General features: G+C 64.0%; 8 protein-coding genes. All 8 read left to right on the plus strand.

All coding sequences use genetic code 11. The annotated features are described in order from the left end of the window. Window positions 1–94: 94 nt before the first annotated feature. The 8 genes from KYK33_RS11440 to KYK33_RS11475 all read left to right on the plus strand — a co-directional run bounded on the left by KYK33_RS11440 (window position 95) and on the right by KYK33_RS11475 (window position 12,071). Window positions 95–1,243: an isovaleryl-CoA dehydrogenase gene (locus KYK33_RS11440; protein ID WP_318010398.1), complete on the plus strand. Its 1,149-nt coding sequence runs from the start codon at window positions 95–97 to the stop codon at window positions 1,241–1,243. A 94-nt stretch (window positions 1,244–1,337) separates the two neighbouring features. Beyond that, window positions 1,338–2,951 carry a carboxyl transferase domain-containing protein gene (locus KYK33_RS11445; protein WP_224430579.1) on the plus strand — a complete coding sequence of 538 codons (1,614 nt, stop codon included), beginning with the start codon at window positions 1,338–1,340 and terminating at the stop codon, window positions 2,949–2,951. 21 nt (window positions 2,952–2,972) lie between these two features. Further along, window positions 2,973–3,815, plus strand: coding sequence for an enoyl-CoA hydratase-related protein (locus KYK33_RS11450; RefSeq protein ID WP_396021396.1), 843 nt, complete (start codon window positions 2,973–2,975; stop codon window positions 3,813–3,815). 109 nt (window positions 3,816–3,924) lie between these two features. Beyond that, window positions 3,925–5,898, plus strand: a complete 1,974-nt coding sequence (locus tag KYK33_RS11455; RefSeq protein WP_224430581.1) for an acetyl/propionyl/methylcrotonyl-CoA carboxylase subunit alpha — start codon at window positions 3,925–3,927, stop codon at window positions 5,896–5,898. 76 nt (window positions 5,899–5,974) lie between these two features. Further along, complete coding sequence (locus KYK33_RS11460) at window positions 5,975–6,940, plus strand: hydroxymethylglutaryl-CoA lyase (protein WP_224430582.1); 966 nt, start codon at window positions 5,975–5,977, stop codon at window positions 6,938–6,940. Further along, complete coding sequence (locus tag KYK33_RS11465) at window positions 6,930–7,355, plus strand: MerR family transcriptional regulator (protein WP_224430583.1); 426 nt, start codon at window positions 6,930–6,932, stop codon at window positions 7,353–7,355. The genes KYK33_RS11460 and KYK33_RS11465 overlap by 11 nt, the downstream gene beginning before the upstream one ends. 173 nt (window positions 7,356–7,528) lie before the next feature. Further along, window positions 7,529–10,462, plus strand: a complete 2,934-nt coding sequence (locus tag KYK33_RS11470; protein WP_224430584.1) for a DUF748 domain-containing protein — start codon at window positions 7,529–7,531, stop codon at window positions 10,460–10,462. Between the two features lie 1,012 nt (window positions 10,463–11,474). Next, complete coding sequence (locus KYK33_RS11475; RefSeq protein WP_042042287.1) at window positions 11,475–12,071, plus strand: acetate uptake transporter; 597 nt, start codon at window positions 11,475–11,477, stop codon at window positions 12,069–12,071. Window positions 12,072–12,196 lie beyond the last annotated feature (125 nt).

A 12,196-nucleotide genomic window follows, 5' to 3' on the forward strand; every position in this document is an offset into this window, starting at 1 on the left:
GACTGACCAGTCAGGACGACAGCAAGGTGCCCATTATTGCCTGCCGTCCCCGCACTCAGACCCCCTCCACCCTCGTGATGACAAGGAGACAGCTATGCCCCCATTGATGGATGAGACCCTGCTGGCCCTGACCGACCAGGTCGGCGCTTTCTGTCGACAAGTGATAGCGCCGCGCGCCGCCGAGATAGACAGCAGCAACCTCTTTCCCCGGGATCTCTGGCCGTTGATGGGAAGTCTCGGCCTGCATGGCATCACAGTCGGCGAGGAGTATGGCGGCGTGGGCCTGGGCTACCTGGCCCACGTGCTGGTGATGGAGCAGGTGAGCCGGGCCAGCGCCTCGGTCGGGCTCTCCTATGGTGCCCACTCCAACCTGTGCATCAACCAGATCCACCGCCACGGCACCCCCGATCAGAAGGCGCGTTACCTGCCTGATCTGGTCAGCGGCGCCAAGGTGGGCGCCCTGGCCATGAGCGAGCCTGGTGCCGGATCCGATGTGGTGAGCATGCGCCTGCTGGCCGAGGCGAGGGACGATCACTTCGTGCTGAACGGCAACAAGATGTGGATCACCAATGGCCCCGATGCCGAGACCTTCGTCATCTATGCCAAGACGGATGCCAAGGCGGGGGCCAAGGGGATATCCGCCTTCATCGTCGAGGCGGGCACCCCGGGATTTCGCACGGCCCAGAAGCTCGACAAGCTGGGCATGCGGGGCTCCAGTACCTGCGAGCTGGTGTTCGACAACTGCAACGTTCCCAAAGAGAACCTGCTCGGCCCGCTGCACGGGGGCATCAAGGTATTGATGAGCGGGCTCGATTATGAGCGGGTGGTGCTGGCGGCGGGTCCCCTTGGCATCATGCAGGCCTGCATGGACGTGGTGTTGCCCTATGTGCGCGAGCGCAAGCAGTTCGGCCAGGCCATCGGTGAATTCCAGCTGGTGCAGGGCAAGCTGGCCGACATGTACACCCGCCTGGCCAGCAGCCGGGCCCTGGTCTACTCGGTGGCCAACGCCTGCGATCAAGGGCAGACCAGTCGCAAGGATTGCGCCGCCGCCATCTTGCTTGCCGCGGAAAATGCCACCCAGATGGCACTGGATGCCATCCAGCTGCTCGGCGGCAATGGCTACATCAACGAATACCCGACCGGGCGCCTGCTGCGGGACGCCAAGCTGTACGAGATAGGTGCCGGCACCTCGGAGATCCGCCGCTGGCTCATCGGCCGCGAGCTGATGGGAGAGTCTGCATGAAGCCGTTGCACGCCCAGCTAACACGCCATAGCGCCGGTCGCTCTGTGACTCACCGGGCAGACCTTTTCCCTCACACCTTTTTAGGGGAGCCCGCATGAGCCAGATCCACTCCCAGCTCGACACCCATAGCCCCGACTATGAGGCCAACAGGGCCGCCATGCAGGCCCTGGTCGAGGATCTGCACGATCGGCTGGAGGAGATAACCCTGGGGGGCGGCGCCGTCAATCAGGCCCGCCACACCGGGCGTGGCAAGTTGCTGCCCCGCGAGCGCATCGACCGGCTGCTCGACCCCGGCTCCCCTTTCCTCGAGCTCTCCGCCCTGGCGGCCTGGGGGGTCTATGACGAAGCCGTCCCCGCCGCCGGTATCATCACCGGGCTTGGTCGCATCAACGGCAGGCTCTGCCTGCTGGTGGTCAACGACGCCACCGTCAAGGGCGGCACCTATTACCCCCTCACGGTGAAGAAACACCTGCGTGCCCAGGCCATCGCCGAGCGGCTGCGCCTCCCCTGCCTCTATCTGGTGGACTCTGGCGGCGCCTTCTTGCCGATGCAGGACGAGGTGTTTCCCGACAGGGATCATTTCGGTCGCATCTTCTACAACCAGGCTCGCCTCTCGGGCCAGGGTATCCCCCAGCTCGCCGTGGTGATGGGGCTCTGTACCGCAGGCGGCGCCTATGTGCCCGCCATGGCGGACGAGTCCATCATGGTCAAGCAGCAGGCCACCATTTTCCTGGCCGGCCCCCCCCTGGTCAAAGCCGCCACTGGCGAGGAGATCAGCGCCGAAGAGTTGGGGGGGGCCCTGGTCCACTGCGCCCACTCTGGCGTTGCCGATCACCTGGCCAGAGATGACGACCATGCCTTGCAACTGGCCCGCACCCTGGTCAGCAATCTGGGGGGCGACCAGCCAGCCAACCGCCCCCTCTATCGGGAGCCTGTCTATCCCATCGAGGAGCTCTATGGTCTGGTCGGTACCAGTCTGAAGCGGCCGGTGGAGGCGAGGGAGATCATCGCTCGCCTGGTCGATGGCTCGGACTTTGACGAGTTCAAGGCGCTGTACGGCACCACGCTCGTCACCGGGTTCTCCCGCATCCAGGGCATGGCCGTCGGGATCCTCGCCAACAACGGTGTGCTGCACAGCGACAGCGCCCAGAAGGGCGCCCACTTCATCCAGCTCTGCAACAGACGCGCCATCCCGTTGCTGTTTCTGCAGAACATCACCGGCTTCATGGTGGGCAGCCAGGCCGAGCGCGAAGGGATCGCCAAACACGGTGCCAAGCTAGTTACTGCCGTTGCTTGCAGCCGGGTGCCCAAGCTCACCCTGATCACCGGGGGCAGCTTTGGCGCCGGCAACTACGGCATGTGTGGCCGCGCCTTTGACCCCGATTTCCTGTTCAGCTGGCCCAACAGCCGCATCTCCGTCATGGGGGGCGAACAGGCGGCTGGCGTCTTGGTGCAGGTGCGCCGCGACAAGCTCGCCGCAGCGGGAAAGCCCCTCGACGAGCAGGAGGCGCAGGCTATCCGCACCCCTGTGCTCGACCAGTATGAACGCCAGGGTCACCCCTACTACGCCAGTGCCCGGCTCTGGGACGATGGGGTCATCGACCCGGCCCAGAGCCGCACCGTACTCGCACTGGCCCTGGCCGCCTGCCAGGATGCCCTGGCCCGCGCCCGAGTGACCCCCGAGCAATATGGCATCTTCCGGATGTAAGGAGCCCGTATGAACGCAGACATGAGGTCATCCCCTGCCGCCCTCGACAACAGGGCCGCCCCGGATGCCGGATTTCGCCTGGAGCAGACTGGCCCCCTGGCTGAGCTGGTGCTCTGTCGCCCGGCACGCCATAACGCCTTCGACAAGGCGCTGATCCAGGGGCTGCTTGGCGCCTTGCGCGAGCTGGCTGGCCGCACTGAGCACAGTCCCCGGGCGCTGCTGCTGCGCGCCGAGGGCAAACACTTTTGCGCCGGCGCCGATCTCGACTGGATGCGGGATCTCTCCCATGCCGATGTTGAACACAACAGGGAGGATGCCCGCCAGCTCGCCCTGCTGATGCAAACCCTGGACGAGCTGCCCTTCCCCACCCTGGCCCTGGTGCAGGGCGCCGCCTATGGGGGGGCACTTGGTCTCATCTGTGCCTGCGACATCGCCCTGGCCAGCGACGATGCCCGCTTCTGCCTCTCCGAAGTGGGGCTAGGATTGGTGCCAGCGGTGATAAGCCCCTATGTGGTGCGCACCCTGGGGCAGCGCCAGGCACGGCGCTACATGCTCAGTGCCGAGCCCTTCGATGCCATCACCGCCTGTCGGCTCAACGTGATTCATCAGCGGTTCAGCCCCGACGCCTTGCTGGAAGAGGGCCGCGCTCTGGCCCGAACGCTGTGCCAGAACGGCCCGGCGGCCATGGCCGACACCAAGGCACTGCTCGATAAGCTCGCCCATCTGCCCGCCAGTCAACACCAGGCGCTGACCGTGGATACCATTGCCCGGGTGCGGGTCGGCGCCGAGGCCCAGGAGGGGATGCAGGCTTTCTTTGACAAGCGCCCGCCCGCCTGGCGTCCCGAATGCAAGGAGAAACCATGACAGAGCTAGTCCCTATCAAATGGCAGATGATCGCCAATCGTGGCGAAAAAACCGGGGTGCGCCTACTGCCGCTTTTCACCGTCGCCGCCTCATCCCCGGAGCAGATGTCATGACAGAGATAGTCCCCATCAAACGACTGCTGATCGCCAATCGTGGCGAAATAGCGGTGCGTATCATCAAGACCGCGCGCCGCCTCGGCATTCACACCATCGCCCTCTACTCGGATGCCGACCACCAGGCCATGCCCGTGCGTGAAGCCGACGAGGCCTGGTATCTGGGGCCGGCACCTGCGCGGGAGAGCTACCTCGACGGTGCCAAGGTGCTCGCCATCGCCAAGCAGGCTGGGGCCGACGCCATCCACCCCGGCTATGGTTTTCTCTCTGAGAGCAGCGATTTCGCCCTTGCCTGCGAGGAGGCCGGGATCCGCTTCATCGGCCCCTCGGCGGCCGCCATCCTCGCCATGGGGGACAAATCCGGCGCCAAAGCGCTGATGGAAGCGGCGGGGGTGCCGGTGCTGCCCGGCTATCACGGCGCAGATCAGAGCCTGCTCGCCCTCAGAGCCCATGCCCAGAGCATCGGCTTTCCCCTGCTCATCAAGGCCGCCAGCGGCGGCGGTGGCAAGGGGATGCGCCGGGTCGAGGCGCTGGCCGATTTCGATGACGCCTTGGGGGCGGTCAAGCGGGAAGCCCTGGCGGCCTTTGGCGATGACAATGTGCTGCTCGAACGCTACCTGGCCGGGGCAAGGCACGTCGAGGTGCAGGTGTTTGCCGACAACAGCGGCTACACCCTCTCCCTCGGGGACAGGGACTGCTCGCTGCAGCGCCGTCATCAGAAGGTGATCGAGGAGGCGCCAGCCCCGGATATCGCCCCCGAGCTGCGCCGCGCCATGAGCGACGCCGCGGTGGCCGCCGCCATGGCCATCGACTATCGCGGGGCTGGCACCATAGAGTTCCTGCTCTGCGAGGGCGCCTTCTATTTCATGGAGATGAATACCCGCCTGCAGGTTGAACACCCTGTGACCGAAGCGGTCACGGGTCTGGATCTGGTGGCCTGGCAGCTCGCCGTCGCCGAAGGACGCCCGCTGCCCCTGAGCCAACATCAGGTTCAGCTGCGCGGCCACGCGGTGGAGGCACGCCTCTACGCCGAGGACGTGGCCGCCGGTTTCCTGCCAGCGAGCGGCCCCATCCACTGGCTGCACTGGCCGACAGGGGTGCGCATCGATACCGGGGTGGCCGCGGGTGACGCCGTGAGCCCCTACTATGACCCCATGATCGCCAAGCTGGTCGCCCATGGCGAGCACCGCGCCCAGGCCCTGGCCAGATTGAGCGAGGCCCTCACGGCCCTGGAGATAGGCCCGCTGACTCACAACGGCGCCTTGCTGGCACGCCTGTGCCAGGAGCCGGACGTGCTGGGAGTGCGTCACCATACCCAGTGGCCACTCCCCACCGATCCTCAGCCTCTGCCCGAGCTCGCGGTGCCCCTGGCCACCCTCTGGCTCGCCCATAGTGCCGCCAGCAGTGATCCCTGGCACAAGGCGACCGGATTTCGGCTCGGACGACACCAGACCTGGACGGCAGCCGTGACCCTGGCCGGGCAACGCCATCAACTCACCCTGCACTCATCCGAGGGAAAACTGAGCTGGCAGGGCCAGTCGATCCCCTACGTCATGGCCGAGGATCATATTCGCCTGCAGTGGCAGGGGCGCTGGCAGCGCTACCCTGTCCGAACCTTGCGCCAGGGGGATCAACGCCAACCAGGTTTCGTGCTGACCTTGGCGGGACAACAGATCCCCTTCGGCCCGGCTCAGGAGGTGGCGCAACAGGATCACCACGGGGATGAGGCGAGCGGCAGGTCCGTCACCCTGGCCCCCATGCATGGCCTGGTGGTCGCCCTGCTGATAGAGGCCGGTCAAGCAGTGAGCCGGGGCCAGCCACTGCTGGTGCTGGAGGCGATGAAGATGGAGCACCAGTTGCGCGCCCAGCAAGATGGCGTCATCGCCGAACTGCTCTGCCGCGAGGGGGATCAGGTCAGCCAGGGGGCTCCCCTGGTGCGCTTTTTGGAGAGTACAGAGGCCGCCAGCTAGCCATGACAGGGCTCACAGCAGCCTTCTTGCCACCACATAGTGGTTGGCCGCAACCAGAGTCATAGAGGGGATCAGCATGACGCAGATAATGGAGCAGGATGACAGGGTCAGCCTGGTCGAGATGGGGCCAAGGGATGGCCTGCAAAACGAAGTGGTCCAGCTCACGCTGCCCCAGAAGCTGACGCTGATCCGGCGACTCGGCGAGAGCGGCTTGCAGCGCATCGAGGTCGGCGCCTTTGTCTCCCCGAAACGGGTGCCCCAGATGGCAGACTCCGCCGCCCTGCTGGCCGCCCTGCCCCGGGGCGCCATGCCGGGCAGAGCGCCGGTTCGATATGGCGCCCTGGTGCCCAACCTGCAAGGGCTGCAGGGGGCCATCAACGCTCGGGTCGATGAGATTGGCCTGTTCACCGCCTGCACGGATGGCTTCACCCGGGCCAATATCGGCATCAGCGTGGAGGAGTCTCTGGTGCGCTTCGCCCCTCTGGTGCAGGAGGCGCGCCGCCTGGGCATCCGGGTGCGCGGTTATCTCTCCACCGTCATCGCCTGCCCCTTCGATGGCCCGACCCGTCCCAAGCGGGTGGCGGCCATGGCCGAACGGCTGCTGGATCTGGGCTGCCACGAAATATCCCTCGGGGACACCACTGGGGTCGGCACCCCAGGCACTGTAGTGCCCATGCTCGACGCCGTGCTGCGGGAGATCCCCGCCGGGCGCCTGGCGGTGCACTTTCACGATACCTATGGTCAGGCCCTGGCCAATTTGATGCCAGCCCTGGAGCGTGGCATTCGCACCATCGACAGCTCGGTGGCCGGGCTCGGCGGCTGCCCTTATGCACCGGGGGCGTCCGGTAATCTGGCCAGTGAAGAGGTGGTCTATCTGTTGCGAGGGCTGGGCATGCAGACCGGGGTGGATCTAGAGAGTCTCGCCGCCACCGGTCAATGGGTGAGCGAGCTGCTTGGCCGACCCAACGCCTCCCGGGTCGGTCGCGCCCTCGCCGCCCGGCGAGAGATGGACAACCACCAGGGGAGCTGCCATGTCAGATAATCACGCCGGCAAGGAGGTCACCTACAGCATCTCGGAACTGGCGCAGGAGTTTGACATCACGGCCCGCACCATTCGCTACTACGAAGATGAGGGGCTCATCTCCCCGACCCGGGAGGGCCAGAATCGCATCTACAGCCACAAGGACAAGATCCGTCTCAAGCTGACCCTGCGCGGCAAGCGCCTCGGCTTTAGCCTGGCCGAGATCCGCGAACTCTTTGACATGTATGACACCGACAGATCCAGCCGCACCCAGTTGCTCTCCATGGTTCAGCTCATTGAGTCCAAGCGCGAGGCGTTGCGCCAACAGCAAGAAGACATCCAGATGGTGCTGGCCGAGCTGGAAAGCGCCGAGCGACGTTGCGCCGGGGCCCTCGATAATCTCGGTGATCAGGGGGGATTGGGCCAGCTGGGCTGATGCGCAATAAGAGACGGGTAATTGCAGGCCTGGACCAAACGGACGTTGGACCGGCCTGCCTGCGATCCCCTGCCCCGACGTGAAGAGCAGTAGGTGGCGATTGACTCTGCCTATGGCCCTTAGCCCCAAGGGCATGTTATAGCTAGCGCGTCTCGCCCCTTCAGGAGAATTCGATGGCTCTGCCTTCCCGCCGCCTTGTGCTGTCGCTCATCGCCGGCCTGCTACTGCTGCTCTTCATCGGAGTCATCATATTGCTGTGGCAAGCCCCCGCCCTGACGGTGCGCTATCTGCCCGGCTGGTTGAAACAGGAGTATGGCCTCAACCTCACCCTGGGCAAGATCCAGGTCAATCTGCAACAACCCTCATTGACCCTGGGCCCCAGCGCCCTCACCGATGAGAACGGCAAGCCCCTGCTCAGCCTGGCCGAGCTCAGCCTCAGACCCGATCTCAAGGCAAGTTGGCACCAAAAGGGCTTGGTACTCACCGAGGCGACCCTGCTCGCCCCCAAACTGGCGTTGCAGCGGCTGGCCCCCGATCCCAAACAGCCAGGCACGCCCCGCTTCAATTTGACCGATGCCCTGAGCCAGTTGCTTGCCCCCTCCCCCAGGGCCGCCAGTGAGCCACCCGGTTCTCCCCCCTTGTTCGAGATAGCCAGGCTGACGCTGCAGCAGGGCAGCCTGACTTATCGGGACAGCCGTCCCGCACAGGCCGATGGCTGGTTGCCGCCCCAAACCCTGACGGGGCTGACGCTCACCCTGACCCATCTCGGCTCGCTTCCCGATCAGAACACGCTCTACACCCTGGCCGCCAATCTCGGCAAGAGTCCGCTAAAGGCCGAGGGCAGTTTCAGCCTGCGTGGCGCCAGCCAGGGCACTCTCAGCCTGGCCAAGCTGCCCCTCAAGGCTTTTGCCCCGCTCTGGGCCCCCTATCTGACGCTGGATTTGAACAAGGGTCAGGCCAGCGCCCGGGCCAGCTATCGCCTGACCCCAGGCAAGCAGGGACTGGATTGGCAACTGAGCAAGGGCAAGTTGACCCTGGATGGGTGGCAACTGACACACCCCAAGGGGGCAGAGTTTGCCCGCTTCACGCAACTGGCGCTGAGTGATATCAATCTGGATAGCCGGCAGCAACTGCTGAAAATTGGCACCCTGAACCTGCAGCAACCTGTGCTGCGCGCCGCCCTGGATGCTCAGCACAACCTGGACTTGAGCAAGGTATTGGCGCCCCGGCTTGCACAGACGAAGCCCAAGCCCGCCACCACCAAGGGGGGCAAGGCCGCCAAGCCACAGAGTGCTCCCTGGCGCTGGCAGCTCGGCCAGATTGCGCTGCACAAAGGCAGTCTCAACCTGCTCGAATCGAGCAGCGGCAAGCCGCTGACCCGCGAGCTGACGAGCCTCGAACTGACCCTGAGCGGGCTCGATAACCGCCTGGGCAAGGCAAGCCTCCTCACCCTGAAGAGCAGCCTCAACCAGCAGGCTCAGATCGCCTTCGAGGGCAAACTGACCCCCATGCCCTTCGCCCTGGAGGGGGAGATCAAGCAGCAAGGATTGCCACTGAGCTGGGCCCAGCCCTATCTGCAGGAGCGAGCCCGCGTCAAGGTACAAGAGGGAGTGCTGTCGAGCCGGCTCAAGCTCGCCCTCGCCACCAATGACAAGGGTGACCTCACCAAGTTTGACCTTGGCGGCGGGCTCGACATCGATGGACTCAATGTGTTGAGTCGCGCCGACAACCAGCGTTTGCTGCAGATAGCCCGACTCGAGCTGACCGGGCTCCACTATGAGGGATTAAGCCAGCAGGTGAAGATAGATGACATCTTGCTGCGCCAACCCTTTGCCCGCATCGAGATCAACGAGGATGGCACCACCAATGTTCAGCAGCTGATCTTGCCTGCCCCTGCGGCGGGCAAGGGCTCAGCGACTACCCATGCAGGCCCGGAGCCTCGCTTGGTCATCGATCAGATCCGTGTCCAGCAGGGCAATCTGCGCTTTGCCGATCGCAGCCTGAGCCAGGAGTTCAATGCCGATATTGCCGATCTGAACGGTCAGAGCCGCCACATCACCAATATTCCCAACCAACGATCCGACATCGCCTTCAACGGCAAGGTCGACAAATATGCCCCCGTGACCATCAGGGGCGGCGCCAACCTGCTCATCGATGAGCCCGAGCTGGACTTGGCCGTCGCCTTCAACAATCTGGAGATGACCAGCTTCAGCCCCTATTCCGGCACCTATGCGGGCTATGCCATCGACAAGGGGCAGCTCACCATGAAGCTCAACTATCGCCTGGTCGGTAACCGCCTGGAGGGCGACAACGACATCATCATCAAGAAGCTGCAACTGGGCGAGAAGATAGCCAGTGACAAGGCCAAGGATCTGCCGCTGGGACTGGCTGTGGCCCTGCTCAGCGATGCCAATGGCGTCATCAGGCTCAACCTCAAGGTGAAGGGCAACCTGGATCAGCCTGATTTCAGCCTGGGGAGCATCTTCTGGAATGTGCTGGGCAACACGCTGCGCAAGGCCATCACCTCCCCCTTCTCCCTGCTCGCCTCCCTCGCGGGAGGGACGAAAGATCTCGATGAACTCTCCTTTGCGCCCGGCGAGTATGAGCTGACACAGAGCCAGCAGAACAAGCTGGCCAAGCTCGCCGAGGCGCTCAAGGCCAGACCCCAGCTCAGCATGAATATCCGCGGCAAGGTGAATTTCAACGAGGAGCGCCCCCTGCTGCAACGCCAGAAGCTGGAGCGGGTACTGGCCAGGATCACCGGCAGCCCGGTTGACCTGACCCGACTTGGCCAAGATGAGGCCATGCAGACCGCCCTGGCCCAGGCCTATCAGGAGCGCTTCAAGGAGGATGTCGCGGCCCTGGCGGACCGGCTCGGCCTGGCGGTCACCAGCATGGCGTTGCGGGATCAGGCGGTCATCTTGCTGCGGGATCAGCAGCTCATCACCGCCAAGTCACTGCGCAACCTTGCCATGGCCCGGGCCCGCAACACCAAGAGCTATCTGGTCGAGACACAAGCCATTACCCCGGATCGCCTGTTCGTGCTCGACAGCCAGGTCAAGGAGACCGACAAGACCGCCAGGGTGGTGCTCACCCTGGATGAGTGAGCTGCCCACTCGGCTGGGCAAACGCATTGGGGATGGCTCCTCTGTCTCTGCCCTTCACCCTGTGATGCCGGCAACCAGCGCGCAGGAGCGACTTGCGCGGCATCCCCGGCGACGCCTCCGCACAGGGTCCTCCTCTCCCGAACAGCCCCTTCTCCGGGATGGGTGTCAGGCTCTCTCTGAGCTAGGCCGCGCTGATGGCCAGCGTGAGCACCGCCTGCGACAGGGGCTCACACTCCCTTCAATGGGGGCTGAATAACCTCCGTTCTCGCCAGCTGCGGCACCCGGTTTTTCACTGCCATCCCATCTCTGAGCCTGCCAATGCGCGGGCATGAGCCCCGTTCAAGCTGGACTCACACGGGAGGTGCCCGGCGCCGAACCGCTGCTAAGCCGCTTGAACCAGGGCTCTGTCACACTGTGTTTTAAACATGGTCATCAAACTCTGGTTTGATGGCATATTCGTTCGAAATGCAACCATCTCTTTGTCGGCTCGTGTGGAGACAATCCTGACGACCCCGGCCAGTCAATGATCCCGGCAACCCCAGGTGCCCTGCCTCGCCGGTTGTCGGAATGAGATCCAATATCTCGAGAGAGACGACCCCACCTGGTGCCCTCACCTGCCGAGGCAAGCGATACCTGCGGCGGACACCGTACCTGGCATCTCATCCACGGTTGATGAAGAGAGTGGCTTCCTTGTGGCGGCGAGGGATGTGCTGCGGAGGCTGCACTTGGCATCACATCAACGACGGAGAGAGATAGCGGCGCCCAACTGGCCCCCTCCCCCGATCAGACCTGATGGCATCCAATCTGGTAATAAACACAAAAAAACAACCTGCTCCCTACCTTTTATTTACCAATTAACCACTGATTAGCCACGATTTAACCCTGCGCTGGTCTGAGTTGTAGTTTTTTTACTATTTAACTGCCCTTTCCCCTTGCGAGGGCGTGGAGCCCTGCCTAAAATCCCGCGTCCTTTGAACAACCCCCACACATTTTTGGAGAACACCACGTGAGCGTGAGCGAAAAACTGGCCAACCCTGCCCCCCTCGGTCTGATGGGCTTCGGCATGACCACTGTCCTGCTGAACATCCACAATGCGGGTTTCTTCCCCATCAGCGCCATGATCCTGGCCATGGGCCTGTGCTATGGCGGTCTGGCCCAGATCATCGCCGGTATCATGGAATACAAGCGTGGCAATACATTCGGCGTCACCGCCTTCATCTCCTACGGCACCTTCTGGTGGAGCCTGGTGCTGCTGATGGTCCTGCCGGCAATGGGCCTGGCCGAAGCCACCCCCGCCGCCTTCATGGGTTGGTACCTGCTGATGTGGGGCATGTTCACCCTCTTCATGATGGTCGGGACAGTCAACTACCCGCGCGCCAAACAGTTCGTGTTCGCCTCCCTGACCGTGCTGTTCTTCCTGCTGGCTGCCCACAACTTCACCGGTAGCGCACTGATCGGTCACATCGCCGGTTTCGAAGGCATCATCTGCGGTGCCAGCGCCATCTACCTGGCCATGGCGACCGTGATCAATGAGCAGTTCGGTCGCACCGTATTGCCGATTGGCGATCACAAGAAAGCCGCCACCGTGCAGCTTAAAGCCGCCGCCTAAGCGCCCGCAGGCAAGGGCCAGCCTCAGGTTGACCCTCGCCACGGCGATGAAACACAGAAGGCACCCCCAGGGTGCCTTCTTGCTATCTGTCCCTTGCCAACCGCACGCCTCTGCGCAGTCCGCTT

Source organism: Aeromonas rivuli (assembly GCF_020149575.1).
Taxonomy (GTDB): Bacteria; Pseudomonadota; Gammaproteobacteria; order Enterobacterales; family Aeromonadaceae; genus Aeromonas; species Aeromonas rivuli.

Coding starts and splice junctions, on each gene's coding strand:
- KYK33_RS11440 (WP_318010398.1), top strand. CDS start 95: ATGCCCCCATTGATGGATGAGACCCTGCTGGCCCTGACCGACCAGGTC.
- KYK33_RS11445 (WP_224430579.1), top strand. CDS start 1,338: ATGAGCCAGATCCACTCCCAGCTCGACACCCATAGCCCCGACTATGAG.
- KYK33_RS11450 (WP_396021396.1), top strand. CDS start 2,973: ATGAGGTCATCCCCTGCCGCCCTCGACAACAGGGCCGCCCCGGATGCC.
- KYK33_RS11455 (WP_224430581.1), top strand. CDS start 3,925: ATGACAGAGATAGTCCCCATCAAACGACTGCTGATCGCCAATCGTGGC.
- KYK33_RS11460 (WP_224430582.1), top strand. CDS start 5,975: ATGACGCAGATAATGGAGCAGGATGACAGGGTCAGCCTGGTCGAGATG.
- KYK33_RS11465 (WP_224430583.1), top strand. CDS start 6,930: ATGTCAGATAATCACGCCGGCAAGGAGGTCACCTACAGCATCTCGGAA.
- KYK33_RS11470 (WP_224430584.1), top strand. CDS start 7,529: ATGGCTCTGCCTTCCCGCCGCCTTGTGCTGTCGCTCATCGCCGGCCTG.